This window comes from Methanobrevibacter arboriphilus, from assembly GCF_019669925.1.
Lineage (GTDB): Archaea > Methanobacteriota > Methanobacteria > Methanobacteriales > Methanobacteriaceae > Methanobinarius > Methanobinarius arboriphilus_A.
Genome location: NZ_AP019779.1, coordinates 1,383,850 through 1,402,926, shown reverse-complemented (window position 1 = coordinate 1,402,926; position 19,077 = coordinate 1,383,850). Strand labels below are relative to the sequence as shown.

The 19,077-nt window shown below is 24.8% G+C and carries 16 protein-coding genes; 7 read left to right on the top strand and 9 right to left on the bottom strand.

The features are described 5' to 3' along the window. Positions 1-16 precede the first annotated feature (16 nt). Complete coding sequence (gene mmp11 / locus MarbSA_RS06120; protein ID WP_221061179.1) at positions 17-955, top strand: methanogenesis marker protein 11; 939 nt, start codon at positions 17-19, stop codon at positions 953-955. Between the two features lie 308 nt (positions 956-1,263). Here mmp11 and MarbSA_RS06115 read toward each other — a convergent pair whose 3' ends face one another. Then, on the bottom strand, positions 1,264-2,925 hold the full coding sequence (locus MarbSA_RS06115) for a glycosyltransferase (RefSeq protein ID WP_221061178.1): 1,662 nt from the start codon (positions 2,923-2,925) through the stop codon (positions 1,264-1,266). A gap of 728 nt (positions 2,926-3,653) precedes the next feature. On the opposite strand from MarbSA_RS06115, the gene purE reads away from it, so the two are divergent. The 6 genes from purE to MarbSA_RS06085 all read left to right on the top strand — a co-directional run bounded on the left by purE (position 3,654) and on the right by MarbSA_RS06085 (position 10,357). Then, complete coding sequence (purE, locus tag MarbSA_RS06110; RefSeq protein ID WP_221061177.1) at positions 3,654-4,712, top strand: 5-(carboxyamino)imidazole ribonucleotide mutase; 1,059 nt, start codon at positions 3,654-3,656, stop codon at positions 4,710-4,712. Positions 4,713-4,847: 135 nt separating this feature from the next. Further along, complete coding sequence (locus MarbSA_RS06105) at positions 4,848-6,131, top strand: UbiD family decarboxylase (RefSeq protein WP_221061176.1); 1,284 nt, start codon at positions 4,848-4,850, stop codon at positions 6,129-6,131. A 61-nt stretch (positions 6,132-6,192) separates the two neighbouring features. Continuing rightward, positions 6,193-7,161, top strand: coding sequence for an NAD(P)H-dependent glycerol-3-phosphate dehydrogenase (locus MarbSA_RS06100; RefSeq protein WP_221061175.1), 969 nt, complete (start codon positions 6,193-6,195; stop codon positions 7,159-7,161). A gap of 18 nt (positions 7,162-7,179) precedes the next feature. After that, positions 7,180-7,905, top strand: coding sequence for a phosphocholine cytidylyltransferase family protein (locus MarbSA_RS06095; protein WP_054834983.1), 726 nt, complete (start codon positions 7,180-7,182; stop codon positions 7,903-7,905). 34 nt (positions 7,906-7,939) lie between these two features. Next, on the top strand, positions 7,940-9,154 hold the full coding sequence (locus tag MarbSA_RS06090; protein WP_280636252.1) for a CDP-glycerol glycerophosphotransferase family protein: 1,215 nt from the start codon (positions 7,940-7,942) through the stop codon (positions 9,152-9,154). Positions 9,155-9,178: 24 nt separating this feature from the next. Continuing rightward, positions 9,179-10,357: a CDP-glycerol glycerophosphotransferase family protein gene (locus tag MarbSA_RS06085; protein ID WP_221061173.1), complete on the top strand. Its 1,179-nt coding sequence runs from the start codon at positions 9,179-9,181 to the stop codon at positions 10,355-10,357. Between the two features lie 72 nt (positions 10,358-10,429). Here MarbSA_RS06085 and MarbSA_RS06080 read toward each other — a convergent pair whose 3' ends face one another. From MarbSA_RS06080 to MarbSA_RS06045, 8 genes are all read right to left on the bottom strand, one after another. Further along, entirely contained in the window at positions 10,430-11,542 is a 1,113-nt protein-coding gene (locus MarbSA_RS06080) for a glycosyltransferase (protein ID WP_221061172.1), read from the bottom strand. A 124-nt stretch (positions 11,543-11,666) separates the two neighbouring features. Continuing rightward, positions 11,667-12,683, bottom strand: a complete 1,017-nt coding sequence (gene rfbB, locus MarbSA_RS06075) for a dTDP-glucose 4,6-dehydratase (protein ID WP_221061171.1) — start codon at positions 12,681-12,683, stop codon at positions 11,667-11,669. A gap of 36 nt (positions 12,684-12,719) precedes the next feature. Continuing rightward, on the bottom strand, positions 12,720-13,274 hold the full coding sequence (gene rfbC, locus MarbSA_RS06070) for a dTDP-4-dehydrorhamnose 3,5-epimerase (RefSeq protein WP_221061170.1): 555 nt from the start codon (positions 13,272-13,274) through the stop codon (positions 12,720-12,722). Between the two features lie 260 nt (positions 13,275-13,534). Further along, on the bottom strand, positions 13,535-14,542 hold the full coding sequence (gene amrS, locus MarbSA_RS06065; RefSeq protein WP_221061169.1) for an AmmeMemoRadiSam system radical SAM enzyme: 1,008 nt from the start codon (positions 14,540-14,542) through the stop codon (positions 13,535-13,537). Between the two features lie 124 nt (positions 14,543-14,666). Continuing rightward, the gene (gene thiL, locus MarbSA_RS06060; protein WP_221061168.1) at positions 14,667-15,764 is read right to left on the bottom strand and encodes a thiamine-phosphate kinase; all 1,098 of its coding nucleotides are present in this window, start codon (positions 15,762-15,764) and stop codon (positions 14,667-14,669) included. A 301-nt stretch (positions 15,765-16,065) separates the two neighbouring features. Then, positions 16,066-16,572, bottom strand: a complete 507-nt coding sequence (cfbA, locus tag MarbSA_RS06055) for a sirohydrochlorin nickelochelatase (protein WP_042702717.1) — start codon at positions 16,570-16,572, stop codon at positions 16,066-16,068. A 330-nt stretch (positions 16,573-16,902) separates the two neighbouring features. Then, complete coding sequence (gene cfbA, locus MarbSA_RS06050) at positions 16,903-17,916, bottom strand: sirohydrochlorin nickelochelatase (protein WP_221061167.1); 1,014 nt, start codon at positions 17,914-17,916, stop codon at positions 16,903-16,905. Continuing rightward, complete coding sequence (locus tag MarbSA_RS06045; RefSeq protein ID WP_042702713.1) at positions 17,888-18,286, bottom strand: Zn-ribbon domain-containing OB-fold protein; 399 nt, start codon at positions 18,284-18,286, stop codon at positions 17,888-17,890. Before MarbSA_RS06045 ends, cfbA (MarbSA_RS06050) begins: the two co-directional genes overlap by 29 nt. Positions 18,287-19,077 lie beyond the last annotated feature (791 nt).

Genomic DNA, 19,077 nt, shown 5'->3' with positions numbered 1-19,077 from the left:
CAATAGACTGGTTTTTATGGAAATTTTGAAGCCTAATGATTTAAAAAAGAAATTTAATGATCCTTGGATAGCTCCCTATGAAAAAGTAATAACAATGGCTGATAATGATCTTGTTGAAATTGTTGAGTATCACCCATGTATATCAGGTTCACATTGGCTTGTTAATCAGTATAAAAATACTAGTAAGTTAATTTTAAATGCTTATAGAGATGGTAACAAACAAGTATTTTTAACAAAAGTTGGTAAAGAACCACTTAACCTTAAAGCCAGTGTCAATGCTGCTGGAATTGAAGAAGTAGCTATTGATGATGAAAATAATACTGTTAAAGTTGTTCATAGTGGTTTAGCAGGAGCAGGTGTTGGAGCAGGAATGTGTCGTGGAATGGGTGATGGAATAAAACAAGTTGAGATTTATGAAAAAGGTGGAGGGTCTAAACTTGGAAAAGCAGGAGTAATAACTCCAAAAATGGAAAAAGTAGTTATTGGGATTGATGATACTGATACTAAAGATGAAGGAGCTACTTGGACTATGGCCCATAATGTAGGAATAGAACTAAAAAATGAAGGTTTTGAATATTTAGACCATATTATAGTTCAATTATATCCTCATAATCCTCATAAAACTCAAAATTGTGTTTCAATAGCATTAACATTTGCTGTTTTTCCAGAAGAAAAAGAAAAACTTATTAACAAGACTATAGAACTATTAAAAAGAGATACATTGTCTGATAAAACAGCTATTGCCATATTAAACGGACTTACCATTCCCCAAGAACTTTTTGAATATTCAATGAAGGCTAAAACAGCTATGGTATCTGTAGAAGAAGCTGAAAAAGTAGCTAAAGATTTAAGTATTCAATTAATAGCTGTCACTGGAGATCATGGGAAAATAGGCGCATTAGCTGCACTTGGACTTTATAACAATCCCGATGAAGCTGTTAAAGTATATTACTAAGAATATAATCAATATACTATTTATAGTATTACTAAGAATACTACTAAAAATACTTCTAAGAATAAATAAGGAATATTATTAATAATATTCTAATACTATTACTAATTACTTAGTATATAATACTGCTAAGATTATTAATAATAATATTAATAAAAATATTAATAAAAATATTAATCTTTTAACAAAATAAGGTTTTATTATTAAAGATATTAAAACTCATTTTTTAAAATAATAAAGCTAAATTATTCAAAATTAAAGCTATTTCAAGCTAAATATTATTTAAAATTGGATATTGTTAAAAACTAAATTTATTCAAAGTTAAAAACTAAAAAAGGTCCAAATTTATTTGGAAGAAATCTTTTTGATGTTGAAATATTGTTTGAAACTTTTAGTTCAATAATATGATCTCCAGAATAAATGAAATAGCTATTTCCTCTTTTTATATCATCATTTATATATATAGATTTAGCTATTAATCCATTAAGATATATATCATAAGTTTCATTAGGTTTAAAAGATCCAGAAATAGATCCAATTCTATTATGATCAATATATACATCCATTGTAGTTCCATTCATATTTCTAGAGTTTATTATAGAATATTCAGAACCAGATATATTAGAATCATTAATATTAAAACTATGTTCTACTTGAATTCCTTCAAAAACTCCCTTTATTTTTCCATCTGATATTACATCACCAACTTGAAGATCAAGAAACATCCTAACATCATAAGGAATTCTTAAAATATTCGGTTCTTCATTCCTAACCTTGTTAACCGTGTAATATTCATCTTCAATACGGAGTTTATCACCATAGCTAAGTTCTAATGTATTTAAAGCATCTTGGGGCATTCTTATAATAGTTGATTGATTTTCTAGTGCACTATCAACAGTATAAGGACCTCTAACATATATAGTCTGATCTGGAGATCCTGGGAATATTACAAGATTTTTTGAAGTAGGTTCAATAGATAATTTCCCATCTGAATATGTAGCTGCGCTTAAAAATGTTGATATCATTACTAATAATACAAGAGCAGAGATGACAACAGGAAAATGCATCTTAATAAATGATCTGAAAAAATTACCCTTAGGTCTCTTCCTAAACATTATCGTGGTTTTTATAATAAGTTTAATCACATAATAAATTGTTAAAAGAATACCAGCTAAAGATATAATTGCTCCTAATTCTAAAGGAACTCCCTGAACAAAAAATATTGTAAAAAGACCTAAAATAATTAGTGACAGTCCAAGTGTAGTCATTCTGATGTAATTACCCATTGAATCCATCATTGTTACACGGCCATATTCCATAGCCCTATCAACAATGGTCCTTGTAACTTCATTAGCCATTTCATTTAGACTTTCAAGAGGAGACATATCATGTTTAATTTCTCCAATGTCCACTTCTTTGATTCTCATACCATGAGCATCAGCATCAAGTACAATACCAACATCTACACCATAATCTTTTTCAAATTTAATTTTTTCGAGAACTGAACGTTTTCCAGCAAATTGACCACTTAAAGGCTGTTCAAAGCTAACTTCTGGAAAGAAAAATCTAAGAAGAGGTTTAGCTGTAAGTTCAGTTACTCTTCCACTTTCTCTCATAAATTTAGTTTTTGTAATATCTGTTTTACCTTCCAAAATAGGAGAAATAATCATTTCAATCTTATCAGAGGTTAAATTATAAATATCAGCATCTATAAATGCAACTATATCTCCTTTAGAATGTTTAAAACCTGTTTTAATAGCTGAACCTTTTCCTTGATTACTAGTGTGAGATATAACATCTGCTCCTACAAGTTTAGCTTCCTCAGCTGTTTTATCATAAGACCCATCATCAATAACAATAACTTCAGTTACATAAGGTAATTCCATAGCAACATTTACAACATGAGCTACAGTTGCTTCTTCATTATAAGCAGGAATAATAATTGAAACAGATGGAGAGTGTCTATTTTCCATTTTGCACCTTTAATAAGTTTTTTAATAAACTTTATAAAAATAATATTTAAATATTAAAAATTTGATTTATCAAAATAATTTATCAAGAATTTGATGAAAGCCATCAGATTAAAACTGTCAAATTAGTTTATGGTTATTCTAATTAAAATAATTATTTATCAATTTAATAATTATTTATGTATTATCTTGTCATTATTAATTTATAAAAATTTTTAAATATCAAATTAATGGAGAATAATAAATAAAAAATAATTTTAGAATTATAAACAAAATTTAAAGCTTTAAATATAAAAATACTATGTATAAATAAGTATATACAGAAATAGGCTAATAACTATATTCAATAATATAAATTATATCCTAATATACTATCATTCTAATAGTATCACCCTAATATTAATTTAATAATATTATAATTTAATAATATTAGTTTATTAAATAATATTCTTCTATAGTATACTAATTATTCTAATATAATTATTTTAATATTAGGGTGATACTATTATAATGTTTTGATATAATATTATCTAATATATAAATTTTAATTATAAAAATATTAATCTAAGAACATATAAATATATCTAAGTACATTAAAAGTTTCAAAAATCTATTAAAAAATCTAAAATATCAAATATAATTAATCATTAATAACAGAAATTATTATAAAAATATATTAAATAATAAATAAATCCTATAAAAATAATATTTATTATTAAAAAGGTGAATTAATGAACCCTAAAGTAATGATAATCTTAGGAAGTGCATCAGACATAAAAATAGCTCAAAAATCTATTGATATATTTGAAACACTCCATATTCCATACAGTTTAAAAGTTGCATCTGCACATAGAACCCATGAAAAAGTAAAAAAATTAGTAGTTGAAGCTACAACAAATGGAATAGAAGTTTTTATGGGAATTGCTGGATTAGCAGCCCATTTACCAGGTTCTATAGCAGCTTATACTCACAAACCAGTGATTGGTGTTCCTGTTGATGTTAAGTTAGGTGGCTTAGATGCATTATTTGCTTCATCCCAAATGCCTTTCCCTGCTCCAGTAGCAACTGTTGGAATTGATAGAGGCGACAATGGAGCGATTCTTGCTGGGCAAATTATAGGGGTTAATGATCCTGAGGTTAAAAAAAGAGTATCAAAACTTAGAAAGTCATATCAAGAAAAAGTTAAAAGCGATGAAGAAAAGCTAATCTCTCAGTTAGATGGTAAATTATTACAAAAAAACTTTTTAGATAACTATGATGAAATAAGTGAGGAAAAATTAAACAAAGAAGAACCCCACACAGATAAAATATTCAAAGAGTCTGAAATTGTTGAATCAAAAGAAAATATCCCTTTAGTTTCAGTTGTTCCTGGAAGTTATTCTGATATTGAAGAAGCTAAAAATGTTGCTTTAACATTAGACAGATTAGGAATTAGTTATGATATTAGTGTAATATCTCCTATAAGATATCCTGATAAATTTAATAAATATATGGAAAATATGAAAGATGTTAAATTATTTATAGCTGTTACTGGATTGTCTGCTCATGTTACTGGATCCATAGTTGCATTAAGTGAAAAGCCAGTTATAGGAGTTCCACGTTCTGTAGAGATAAATGGACTTGATTCATTATTATCAATGGCAAATATGCCACCAGGAGTTCCTGTTGGAACAGTTGGTATTGAAAATGGAAGAAATGCAGGAGTTTTAGCTGGAGAAATATTAGGTATTTCTGATAAGAACATTGAAGAAAAGTTAAAATTAATGAAATACAAAACAGCAGATATATAAAAAACAATTAATGATAAACGAATTATTACAAATATAATAAATCATTACAAATTAAGGAATTATTGTTAATAAATTGATTATTACTAATTAATGAATGATTACTTAATATATATTAAAATTTTAGAGGAATTAATTATGGAAAATTTTTTAAATATAATAAAGGATGAATATGGAATTTTGACTATAGAAGAAGAAGTTTCTACAGAGTTTGAAGCAGCAAGAATACTTAGAGAGCATCCTAAAAAAACAGTTATATTAAAAAATGTTAAAGGTTATGATATTCCAATAATCTCAGGAATTTGTAATACTAGAGAAAAAATAGCTAAGTCATTAGGTTGTATTGTTGATGAAATAACCAAAAAAATTATTAAAGCTACTGAAAATCCTCAAAAAATAACTAAATATAAAAAAATTAATGATGCAGAATATAGCACCAAAAAAGCAGATTTAGGTAAAATTCCAATATTAACTCATTATAAAAGAGATGGGGGAGCTTATATAACTGCAGGAGTAGTTTTTGCAAAGGATCCAGAAACAGGAATACAAAATGCTTCTATACATAGAATGTTAGTTAATGGAAAAGATAAATTAGCTATAAGAATCGTTCCAAGAAACCTTTACACATATTTTCAAAGGTCAGAAAAATTAAATAAAGATTTAGAAATAGCTATAGCTATTGGAATGAATCCATCAACACTTCTTTCAACAACAACGTCTGTCCCAATTGATTGTGATGAAATGGAAGTTGCAAATGTATTTAATGATGGAAATCTTGAATTATTAGAATTGGAAAATACTGGTTTAAAAGTTCCCCAAGCAGACATAATATTTGAAGGAAAAATATTAGCCAATAAAAGAGCAAAAGAAGGACCATTTGTTGATTTAACAGACACATACGATGTAATTAGAGATGAACCAGTTATTAAATTAGATCTTATGCATATAAAAAATAATGCAATGTATCATGCTATTCTTCCAGCTGGATTTGAGCATAAATTACTACAAGGACTTCCTCAAGAACCTAGAATATTCCAAGCTGTGAAGAATACTGTTCCAACAGTTCAAAATGTTTTATTAACAGAAGGAGGTTGTTGTTGGTTACATGCAGCAATAGCTATAAAAAAACAAACACAAGGTGATGGTAAAAATGTTATACTAGCTGCACTTGCAGCTCATCCCTCATTAAAACATGCAGTAGTGGTTGACGAAGATGTTGATATTTTTGATCCTCAAGATCTTGAATATGCTATAGCTACAAGAGTTAAAGGTGATGATGATATAATTATTATCCCTAAAGCAAGAGGTTCATCACTTGATCCTGTAGCATTACCTGATGGAACAACTACCAAAGTTGGTGTTGATGCTACTAAATTACTTGGAAAAGAAAAAGAATTTGAAAGAGTGAGTTATAGTGAATAATTATTTAACAAATAGTACTATAATAATACAATCATAGAATCAAAGCCAGGCAAGTGTTTAAATGGAAAAAATAGGAGTTATAGGGGCAGGTAGTTTTGGTACTGCCCTATCACAAACAATATCGAACAATGTAAAGAATGTATTTTTATATTCAAGACGAAAAGAAATATGTGAAACTATTATTAAATCTGGATATAATTCAGAATATTATCCTAATACAAAGTTAAATAAAAACATAATCCCTACAAATAATCTAAAAGATTTAAAAAATTGTAGTGCTATTTTTATTTGTGTTCCATCAGCAGGCTTTAGAAAAATTCTTAAGAAATTAAAAGAAATTGGTGTTAATAATGAGGTTATACTAGTGACAACTGCTAAAGGTATTGAATACCCCTCATTAAATACGATGGGAAATATAATTAAAGAATATTTTGATATTGAGTATGTTGCATTATCTGGACCAAATTTTGCCTCGGAAATAATGTTAGATTTAGCTAGTATTTGTAATATTGCATCTAAAAATTTAAAGAATTCTATAAAAATTAAAAATGTCTTAAAAACTGATAAATTTAAAATAGAAATAATTGATGATGTAATTGGTCTTGAATTTTGTGGAGTAATAAAAAATATTAATGCTATTGCATATGGTATCTGTGAAGGGATGGAAATTAATGAAAATGCAAGATATGCGATTTTAAATAGAGGCTTTAATGATACTAAAAATATAATCTTGAATATCGGTGGTTTAAAATCCACAGTTGATAAATATTGTGGTTTTGGAGATATAGTTCTAACATCAACTTCAAAAGAGAGCAGAAATCATACTTTAGGAATGCTCTATGGGCAAAGAATTATTGTTGATGAAAAGTCTTCAGGAATTGTTTTTGAAGGAAAAAATTCTATAAAAGCTATAAAAGCTGTTTGTGATAAATACAAGATTAATAGTGTTATTGTTGATTTTGTATATGATGTTATAATAAAAAAAAATCTTCCAAAACTTGCTTTTAAAGAGTTATGGAATAAATTATAAGTATTATAAGGTGAAAAATTGATTGCAATAATATTGGCTGCAGGCACAGGTACAAGATTACGACCATTAACAAAAAATATTCCTAAGGCATTATTAGAATTAAATAAAATAACAATAATTGAAAGATTAGTTGAAACACTTGTTAATAATAATATAAGCCAATTCATATTTGTTGTAGGACATTTTAAGGATAAAGTCATTATACATTCAGAATATCTTGAAGATAAATATAATATTAAAATTAATATTATTGAAAATGAAAATTATTATATGACTAACACTTCATATTCAGCTTATCTTGCAACAAAAGATATTAGTGATGATTTTATATTAATTAATGGAGATAATATCTTAGATCCTCAAATAATTAGAAATATAATGAAAACTAAGAATAGTTCAATGGTTATTGATAACTATAAAAAATTAAATGAAGAATCTTTTAAAATAATTATAGAAGATGGAATAATAAAAGATATTGGAAAAAATTTAGAAATTTCAAAGTCTAGTGGAGAATTTATTGGAGTTTCTAAAGTTATTTCATCAGATCTGCCTGATTTTAATGATATTTTATTAAAATTAATAAGAAAAGATTCAGAAAATTATTATGATTTTGCATATGAAAAACTAAGTAAAAAAACTAGAATTGATTTTATAGAAACAAATGGTCTAAAATGGACAGAAATTGATGACCATGCTGATTGGGATTATGCTAAAAATCTTATAAAAGAAATTGATAATCCTTAATTTAAAATTAAAACTATTATAAATCCTGATATTTATGTCTAAAATCAAGCAATTTATAAAAGTATTTGTTAGATTCATAATAATTTTCTTTTATAAAGTATTATTTAATATTTTATCTACAAAAAATATAATAATGTTTGAAAGCGGTAATGGGAGAAATTATACTGGAAATCCTAAATATATCTATGAATATTTAATAAATAATAGTAATTATGAGTATAATGATAAATTTAAATATGTATGGTCAGTGAAAGACACCAAAATCAAAATTCCAGGAAATCCTATAAAAGTAAAGAAAAATAGATTAAAATATCTTTATTATACCATAATTAGTGCATATTGGATATTTGATGCCAGACATCCGGAATATCTTCTAAAAAAATCTAAATGCAAATATATACAAACATGGCATGGAACTCCTCTAAAAAAATTGGGTTTAGACATAGAAAATCTAAATATGGGTGGTAAAACAAATATTGATATTTATAAATCTGAAATCAAGAATAATGCAAAAATTTGGGACTATTTAATCGCTCAAAATGACTTTTCGATCGATGCATTTAAAACTGCATTTAATTTTAAAGGAGAATTTTTAAAAGTAGGTTACCCTAGAAATGACATTTTAATAAATAAAAAAGAAGACAAAGACTTTATTTTAAAAATAAAAGATGATTTAGGTATTTTAAATCCTGAAACTAAAAATAAAAAAATTATACTCTATGCCCCAACATGGAGAGATAATGAGTTTTATAATAATGAGATATATAAATTTGCGAGTCAAATGGACTTTGATTTATTAAAAAAAGAATTGTCAGATGAATATATCATGATAATAAAGTATCATTACTTAGTACAAGAAAAAATAGATTGGAATAAATACTCTGATTTTATTAAAGTGGCTGATGAAAAATGGGATATACAAGAATTATATTTAATATCTGATATGTTAATCACAGATTATTCATCAGTGATGTTCGATTATGCTTTACTTCAAAGACCTATTATATTTTATACATATGATTTAGAATTTTATAAAGAAAGCTTAAGAGGTTTCTATTTTGACATAATTGAAGAAGTTCCAGGCCCTATTATTAAAAATAACCAAGAATTATCCAAATATCTAAAAAATTTCAATTTAAATGAGTATTTTTTAGATTATAGAAACAAATATTCTAAGTTTACAAGAAAATATAACCAATACGATGATGGAAATGCATCAAAAAAAGTATCAGATATTATTAAATCATAGAACATCAAATAATGAAGGAATAATATGAAAAAATTAGGATATTACTTATTTAACATAGTTTACTATATTTTTTATCTTATACCTATTAACAAAAATAAGATATTTCTAATAATGACTCACGATGATAGTACTGAAGGAAATGTTTTGTATACAGCTAATTATTTCATGCAAAAAAATCCTAATATATTTTTCAAGTCAATAACTAGAGAAGACTATGAATTCAAAAAAAACTCAAAAATAATTGAAAAGGTCATTAATTTTTTTATATTTGTTCCTTATCATGTTGCAACATCTAAAAATATTTTTTTAGATAATATATTTCTACCATTTGCTTATACTAAATTTAAAAAGAATGTGAATATTGTTCAGTTATGGCATGGAACTGGAACAATTAAAAAATTTGCTTTAAACACTGAAGTTGGAGAAATCAGAGATTTAGCTAAATCATCCTCAGTAAAAAACACACATTTAATCGTTGGTTCTCAAAAAATGGTCCCTATATATAAATCAGCTTTTCAAATGGATTTAAATAAAATATATCCAATTGGTACACCAAGAACAGACATTTTTTTCAATGAAAATTTAATAAATGAAAAAATAAAAGAATTTTATGAGAATTATCCTGAGTTAACTAATAAAAAATTAATTTTATATGCACCAACATTTAGAGATGAAGAATACAAAAAAAAATTAAATAATTCAAGTGAGAATATTGATATAAATACAGAAATATTAAAGATTCTAAACTATCTTCCTGAAGATTATATCCTTATTTTAAGATTACATCCATATATATCCAATAGATTCTCACTTAAAGAGTTAAATTTAAGTAAAAAAATTGAAAAACGAGTTTTCAACCTTTCGAAATATAATGAAGTCAATACACTATTGTTTGTATCTGATGTTCTTATAACAGATTATTCCTCTATTATTTTTGAATATTCATTGTTAAATAAAAAAATGATCTTTTATCCATATGATCTTAAAGAGTTTGAAGAAAAATCTCGAGGTTTTTATTTTGACTATGAATCATTTGTTCCTGGAATAATATTAACAAACATTGAAGATATAGGAAATTATATAAAAAACACAGATAAAGAATATTTAAAAATAATAAAAACTTTTAAAAATAAATATATGGAAAAAAGTGATGGTTTTTCCACCAAAAGACTTTTTAATATTTTAAATAATAATAAGAATTAAAAATTGTTTATTGAAAATTAATAATTAAAATAATGTTTAAATGATAATTTAGTCAAAAATATATTACTTTGATTATCTAGATTCGATATACAATTTCAGTATTTCTATAAACATTTTTTCCTTAATAATATCTTTAAATATTAAGAACATTTTAATGTATAGCTTTTTTTCATTATATTTTTCACTATAATAGACTAGTTTCTTGAGAAGTTTAAGATTGTTATCAATTATAGCTTGATATTTAATCTTATCAAATATGCCTAAATTAAATATATTCAGATCATCATAACCCTCTAAAAAAATATCTTCTAAAAATAAGTTTATTTTATTGATAATTTCACATTGCAAATCTTGGCTTGATTCATTTATTTTATTAAGAATAATTATAAAATCATGATCTAAACATTTTTTATAGTGATATTTAAGTAAATTTTCATTTTTTTCTCTATATAAATCAGTTATTTTATTAAGGATAAATATTCTATCATTAAAATTTTTTGTATCAGTTAATTTTTGAGTTGTAGACTTATTAGCTTGATTTTCACGGATTCGCCAATAATAATTAACATTAGAAAATATTCCGATTGAATCAGCACAACAATATAACCGAGCTGCAACTAAGAGATCCTCATAAAATCTACCTTCTTCAAATTTAAAGCAATAATTATCCCAAAATGATTTTTTTATTAGCTTATTAGATGCACTTGAATCATAAACTAAATTAGGAAAATTAATAATGTTTGTAGAAGGTATATTTTCATTTGGAATAGAAATTCTATGAAGTCTTCCTTTCCATGTATTTTTTTTATTAAACCGTAAAACATTAAATAAAACTATATCATTATTATTACTTTCAGCATAATTATAAATTTTTTCATATGCATTTAAGTCAATATAGTCATCAGAATCAATGAAAGATAGATATTTACCATTAGATTTGCTTATAGCTAAATTTTTAGCAATGGCTTGACCTTCATTGTCTTTATTAATAATTTTAATTCTTGTATCTTTTTTTGCATAGTCTTCTAAAATCTCAAGAGAACCATCAGTAGAACCATCATTAACCAGTATAATCTCAATATTACTTAATGATTGATTAATTATGCTATTCAAACATTCTTGAATATAATCTTCAGTATTATAAACTGGCACTATAACACTAACTAAAGGTTTACTATTATTCATTAAATCACTTAATTTATCTATAACTATGATTCAGTACTTATGAATCATTTAATTAAATTAATAAATTTTAGATGTGTATTCACTTTTATCTGGTGAGCACAGCCCTATTTTATAAAAAATTAAATTATCTATATTTTTCATTATAGTAATTTATATATTTATTAGAATTGACATACTCCAGCCATTTTTCATTATTCAAATACCAATCAATAGTTTTTTTAATCCCATTATCAAAAGTATATTTAGGTTTCCAACCTAATTCACTTTTTATTTTTGTTGAATCAATTGCATATCTTTTATCGTGCCCTAATCTATCTTCAACAAATTCAATCAAGTCATTAGACCTATTTAGATATTTAAGAATAATTCTAACGATTTCAATATTTTCTTTTTCATTGTTTCCACCTATATTATAAATATCCCCTATTTTTCCATTATGCAATACAAGATCAATAGCTGTACAATGATCATAAACATGTAACCAGTCTCGAATATTTCTTCCATCACCATAAACAGGTAATTTCTTATTAGTTAGTGCATTATTAATCATTAATGGAATCAATTTTTCTGGAAATTGATATGGTCCATAATTATTAGAACACCTAGTTATATTAATAGGAAGGTTGAAAGTTTCATGATATGCTCTAACAATCATATCAGCTCCGGCTTTACTAGCTGAATAAGGACTGTTTGGAGAAAGAGGAGTTTTTTCTGTAAAATAACCTGTTTTTCCAAGAGTTCCATATACTTCATCAGTGGATATTTGAATATATTTTTTAATCTGACCTCTTTCATGATATTTTTTAGCTACTTCAAGCAGATTTTGGGTTCCAATAATATTTGATTCTAAAAAAATCTTAGGATTATGAATACTACGATCAACATGAGATTCAGCAGCAAAGTTAATTATATAATCAACATTATTTTCAGCTACAATACTATCAACAAGTTTAGTATCTAAAATATCTCCTTTAATAAATTTATAATTAGGATTCTCTTCAGCTTCCATCAAATTTCCTAGATTTCCACAATAAGTAAGTAAATCTAAATTTATAACATTATAATTAGAGTATTTATCTAAAATATAATGTATAAAATTACTCCCAATAAAACCTGCTCCTCCAGTAACCAATATTTCCATTTTAACTTTTCCTCACATTTATTAATATTTTAGTCTTTAAAAATTAGTTGAAGTATTTTTTAAAGATTTCCACTTTTGATCTTTTTCAGATAGAATTAACTCATCTTCATTTAAAGGCCATTCAATGTTTATGTCTGGATCATTCCAGGTGATACCGCCTTCATCAGATTCATTATAAAAATCAGTACATTTATAAGTAAATTCTGCTTCATCGCTTAAAACTAAAAAGCCATGAGCAAATCCTGGTGGAATATAAAATTGTTTTTTATTATCTTCTGAAAGAATTACACTTTCATATTTACTATAAGTTGGAGAATCTTTTCTTAAATCAACAGCTACATCAAATACTTCACCTTTGATTACCCTTACTAATTTCCCTTGTGGTTGATTATACTGAAAATGAAGTCCACGCAATACACCCTTTGTAGATTTAGATTGATTATCTTGAACAAAATCAATGTTTAATCCATTCTCTTCAAATTCTTTTTTATGATATGATTCCATAAAATATCCTCGATCATCAATGAAAACTGTTGGTTCTATTATAAAAACCCCTTCAATAGAAGTTTTAGTAAATTTAAATTTATTCAATATTATTCCTCTTTAGTTCTATTATATAGCTAGATTTAGCATTCATTAAAATATTATAAATTTATAATTATATAATAATCTATATTTATAAATATATTATGATTATGGTTATGAACAGCAAAATTTATAAAAGACAATATTTTATTAGATGAAAATTTTGAATAATTAAGATTTTCAAACACGACAATACTTTTCAAAAAGCAAAAAGTACAATTTAAAGTATACTTTAAGATTATTAAACTCAATAAGATAATATTTGATTAGTTATAGATAAAATTTAGTTTTCTACCACAATTAATACATTTATTATTTTTAATTTTACTCTTACTGATAGTATTATATCCATTTCTTTCAATAAGTAGTTCACCACAATCAGGACAATAACTATTTTGATCGGTTTGAACATTACCTAAATAAACATATTCTAAACCTGATTCAGTAGCTATTTCTTTAGCAAGTTCTAATTTACTAATTTCAGTAGGAGGAACATCCCTCATTTTATAATAAGGGAAAAATCTAGAAAAATGAATCGGCACATCTTTTCCAAGTTCGGTTACAATAAAATCGGTTAAACTTTTTATTAAATCATAAGAATCATTATAGTCAGTTATTAAGAGATTAGTGATTTCTAAATGCTTTTTATGATTATATATTGATTTTATATTATCTAAAATAGGATCAAGTTTAGCTTGACAATTATTAATATAAAATTCATTACTCATAGATTTTAAATCTATGTTAAATGCATCAATTCTAGGAAGCAAGAGATTAAGAGCTTCTTCACTCATATAGCCATTACTAACATATATATTTTTAAGACCATTTTCATGAGATATTAAAGCAGTTTCAAGAGTATATTCTAAGTACATAGTAGGTTCATTATAGGTCCAAGCAATCGACATACAATTTGCATTAATAGCATTTTTAACAGCTGTTTCTGGAAGAATTTTAATAGCTTCATTATACTCATTACTATTTTGGGATATGATATAGTTCTGACAGTTCAAACATCTCATGTTACACCCAAAACCACCGATAGAATATGCCAATGATCCTGGTAAAAAATGATAAAGCGGTTTTTTTTCAATAGGATCAATAGCTTGAGAGGATATAGAAGCATAGTTACAACTATATAACTTTTCATTTAAATTTTTACGTGTTAAACAAAACCCCAGTTTGTTTTCAGCAATTTTACATCTATGGTTACAAACATTACATTGAACATTACCATTATCTAATTTATCATACAAAATTGATTCAACAATCATTCAAATTACTCCTTTTCAAATTACTCATTAATAGTATCATCAACTAAAAAATTAATTATCAAAATATTATCAAATTTACCATCAAATGAAAAAAATATTGTTAATTAGAAACATTTAAAAGTTATTAATCATTAGATAAATGTTCATAACCCTTTGAAGATAATTTTTGAACTTTTCCATCACAATATTCGATTTCAACCTTATTATAATTATTAATTTCCCCAATAATAATGAAATTCAACTTTTTTGATAACTCATCGATAATACTATTCTCATTATCATTATTGAAAGTGAATAAAAGTTCAAAATCTTCCCCTATATGAAAAATAAGATCAAAAATATCTTTATTTAATATTTTCGACAAATCATATATTTCTTCAAATAGTGGTTCATTAGCTATTTTATCTTCATAAACTCTTATTCCAAGATTGTTATTTCTATTAAAATTTTTATTAGCCTCAAATAATTCATAAAGTTCACTTGCTAACCCATCAGTAATATCAGTGACAGATGAAGCTATTTTACTTAAAATAATCCCTTCATTTAATCTAGCTTTAGGATTTAAAGCAGCATCAATCGATAAATCAACTAAATCGCTGCTAATTTTTTTATTTTCAATAGATTTTTCAATTATTTCTTTATTTTCTTCTTTTAACAATTCAAATCCAAGTGCAGCAAGACCTAACTGTCCAGTGATAGCTAATTTATCTCCAATTTTAAACCCATATTTTTTTTTAGCTAATGATTGTTCAACTTTCCCTAAAGCAGTTCCTGAAATTATTATTTCATCATCTTCATTTGTATCTCCACCTATTAAAGGGATTTTATAATAATTGCATGCTTCTAAAATTCCATCAATCATTTCTTCGAATGATTCAAGGGCTAAATTTGGAGGAATAGCTAAACTAATCAATATTCCAACAGGTTTAGCTCCCATAGCTGCAATATCACTAACATTTACTGTAACAGCTTTCCAACCCATCTGAAAAAAAGACATTTGTAATGGAAAATGATGTTTCTGAATCAATAAATCAGTCGTAGCTACTAAATAATTTTTTTCATTTGTTAAATTATTGTTAAAATCGATTAATGCAGCATCATCACCAATATAAGAATTTAAATATTTATTACTGTTAAACTCAAAATCTTTAGACTTTTCAACTATTCTTTCAATTAGCTTTTTTTCTCCAAGATCTGAAACTTGAAGATTTTTTTTAAACATGTTGATATATTTGTTTATTAAATATAATAAAATTTTTTTAGTATAAATTGAAATAAAAGTATATTTGAAAAATATTATAAAAAATATTATAAAAAATATTATAAAAAATATTATAAAAAATATTATAAAAAATATTATAAAAAATATTATAAAAAATATTATAAAAAATATTATAAAAAATATTATAAAAAATATTATAAAAAATATTATAAAAAATATTATAAAAAATATTATAAAAAATATTATAAAAAATATTATAAAAAATATTATAAAAATCAAAAAAACATAAATAAATAGATTATTACTGGTTTAAAGCATTATCGACCCTATTTTTTATTATCTCGAGAACTAATGGGTCTGCTCCTAATGGTTCAGTGTAAATAATTTTTCCATCAAAATTTATTTTTTCTAAGTCATGATGGTGATGATGATGGCTATGAGAGCTTTCATCTTTATTTTCATGATTATGACTATGATGGTTCTGATTATTAGAGTCTTCCTCATTGTCTTCTTCATTTAGACGTAATATTTTAGGAATATCTCTTGTAGTGTGCATTCCATGAGCCAAAAATACTGGAACAGCAATTACAGTGTCAATTTCAGTGCCTTTAACTAAAATATCTAATGCTTTTGGAATATTGGGTTCATGAATTTCCATATATCCTACACCAACTTTAAAATTAGTTTCTTGTCTATACATTTCAGCTAACTTATTTATAGTTTCACTAGATAATGGTAACCTACTTCCATGACTTATAAGTAAAATCCCAGTATTATTAGAGTTAAAATTTGATTTTCCTTCTGACATATTATCTTCCTATTCTCGTATTATAATAATTTATTAATAAATCAATTTATTCAAGAAATATAATTTTAATATTAACTATAGTATATTATAAATTTTATCAATTTTTCTTTAAAATATTAAAATATTATTGAAAAATTATATTATTGAGAGATTATATTATTGAAAGATTATTAATGAAATTATTAATAAAAGTTCTAATATTATGAATAAAAAGGCATGTAATGATAAAAATAACAAAAAATATAAAAAGTAATAAAAAATAATAAAAAAGATTATTATAGAAGAAAACAAAAAATAATAAATAATAAAGCAAGCTAAGGTTCAAAAAAATTATATGTTGCTTTCAATTCTATTTTTAAGAATTTCAATTATAACATCATCAGAACCTAATGGTTCTGTATATAATATCTCTCCATCAAACTCAACAAGGCCGCCATGAGCATGATCATGAGATTGAGCATGGCTATGATCATGAGAATGGGTATGAGAGTGAGAATGATCATTGGAAAAATGAGTACTGTTTATATCTTCGTCCTCCAAAATACCTAGAATAGTAGGTATATCTCTTTTGGTGTGAACACCTGGAGCTAAAAATACAGGAACAACAATTATTCTATCTAAATCTTTACTTTCAAGCATGGTATTAATAGATTGTGCAATAGTAGGTTCACAAAGTTCCATGAAACCTTGAGAAACAGAATAATCAGTTTGAGATTTATATTGATTATATATATCTGTAATAAATTCACGATTATAATTTAACCTACTTCCATGACTCACAAGTAAAACACCTGTTTTATCTGCACTTACATCCTTATTAGATTCAAAAACAGTTGATTCAATCTTTTTATTTATAACATTAATTATTTGTGGATCAGGGCCTATACAACCAATTAAATTGATTTCACCATCAAAATTGATAGGTTTTGACTCCATTAAATAATGATCTTCAGGATAGTTTCCATCAGGGCATCTTGGATCAGTTTCTTTAGGCTCAAGACCTAAAATTATTGGTATATCTATATTCGTGTGAATACCTGGAGCTAAAAATACTGGCATAGCAATGATTCTTTTTATGTTATTATTTCTATCCAATAAGTTATCAATAGCTTCAGAAATAGATGGTTTGGCAACTTTCATATATCCAACTTCAGCATTATGACCAGTTAAAGATATATATTTTTCAAGTATATCTTTAAAAATTTCTTCTGCATAAGGTAAGCTACTTCCATGACTAATAAGCAATACACCAAAATCAGTTGAAAGTGGATTCTCTGAAATATTCAGATTTTTATAATTTGTAAATCCTTCAGAATTATTTGATTGGTTTAAATTTGAATCCATAAGAGATTACTCCGTCTTCTCCATCTTCCCTAATTTTTCGAAATACCATTTCAACCGGATCCCCAATCTCTATTTCATTAAGATCACAATCTACAAGCTGAGATGTGAGTCTTGCGCCTTCTTCTAAATCAATTATAGCTACTGCATATGGAGCAATAGTTTTAAAATCATCAGTTGGAGTTTCAACAATGGAAAAACTATGTATTTTACCTTTTCCACTAAATTGAATATTTTCAATCTTACCTTTTCTCCTACATTTTGGACAGATAACTCGTGGAGGGAAATAAACTCCATCACAGTTAGTACATTTTGATCCAATTAGATTGTACCTTTGTTGAATATGACGCCAGGTTCTTACAATATCAGACATTTAAATCCTCCTAACTCTAATTTATAATTATATTTAATAATGTATTAATTGTATTAGTTTATAATGTAATAATTAATATGTAATTTATTAATAAAATTATGCAAACTATTAATATAAGTATATAATGTATTATTAAAATCATTAATGATATAATATATCAATAAATTATGAATAATATTATATATAATAAACCATGAATTAAATTACACTAAAAAGCACTATGATTTTAATATTAAAATATTAATTTATTAAATAATCAGATTAGTTTATTTTATAACTTTATGAGATTATAGCTTTTATAAGCTTTAAAAGTCTTTTAATATACTTTAAACACCTTCAAGTGAATACTAATTCTAAATAGTTATTTATATTCTTTAATAATAATTCTTATTAATAGAAATATTATTAAAAACTTAATTTATACTAATAATTTATTTGTGATAATCATATAAAAATTTATTTAATATTAGTAATACTTCTTATCAATTTTATATTATTTAATTTATTTTCCTAGTAAATAAATCTTTGTATTGCTATAAGTTTAAAAAATATATTAATAAAATGAAAAAATACAAAACTTTTTAAATAACTTAGTACTAATATAAAGAATGTATAGTAATTTTATAAAATAAAATTTTTAATATATTTATCTTAATTTACAATTAACATGCTAATTATTATTTAATTTATTCAAATCTATTTATGGAACTTATAATTTATATATATAGAGTATATTTAATTAAATCCATGAATAGTAGTTGTTTGTATTAATTATAAAAATGTTAAATCTT

Coding starts and splice junctions, on each gene's coding strand:
- amrS (WP_221061169.1), bottom strand. CDS start 14,542: ATGATTGTTGAATCAATTTTGTATGATAAATTAGATAATGGTAATGTT.
- thiL (WP_221061168.1), bottom strand. CDS start 15,764: ATGTTTAAAAAAAATCTTCAAGTTTCAGATCTTGGAGAAAAAAAGCTA.
- cfbA (WP_221061167.1), bottom strand. CDS start 17,916: ATGGATTCAAATTTAAACCAATCAAATAATTCTGAAGGATTTACAAAT.
- mmp11 (WP_221061179.1), top strand. CDS start 17: ATGGAAATTTTGAAGCCTAATGATTTAAAAAAGAAATTTAATGATCCT.
- MarbSA_RS06090 (WP_280636252.1), top strand. CDS start 7,940: ATGTCTAAAATCAAGCAATTTATAAAAGTATTTGTTAGATTCATAATA.
- cfbA (WP_042702717.1), bottom strand. CDS start 16,572: ATGTCAGAAGGAAAATCAAATTTTAACTCTAATAATACTGGGATTTTA.
- MarbSA_RS06115 (WP_221061178.1), bottom strand. CDS start 2,925: ATGGAAAATAGACACTCTCCATCTGTTTCAATTATTATTCCTGCTTAT.
- MarbSA_RS06085 (WP_221061173.1), top strand. CDS start 9,179: ATGAAAAAATTAGGATATTACTTATTTAACATAGTTTACTATATTTTT.
- MarbSA_RS06080 (WP_221061172.1), bottom strand. CDS start 11,542: ATGAATAATAGTAAACCTTTAGTTAGTGTTATAGTGCCAGTTTATAAT.
- MarbSA_RS06100 (WP_221061175.1), top strand. CDS start 6,193: ATGGAAAAAATAGGAGTTATAGGGGCAGGTAGTTTTGGTACTGCCCTA.
- MarbSA_RS06045 (WP_042702713.1), bottom strand. CDS start 18,286: ATGTCTGATATTGTAAGAACCTGGCGTCATATTCAACAAAGGTACAAT.
- rfbB (WP_221061171.1), bottom strand. CDS start 12,683: ATGGAAATATTGGTTACTGGAGGAGCAGGTTTTATTGGGAGTAATTTT.
- MarbSA_RS06105 (WP_221061176.1), top strand. CDS start 4,848: ATGGAAAATTTTTTAAATATAATAAAGGATGAATATGGAATTTTGACT.
- purE (WP_221061177.1), top strand. CDS start 3,654: ATGAACCCTAAAGTAATGATAATCTTAGGAAGTGCATCAGACATAAAA.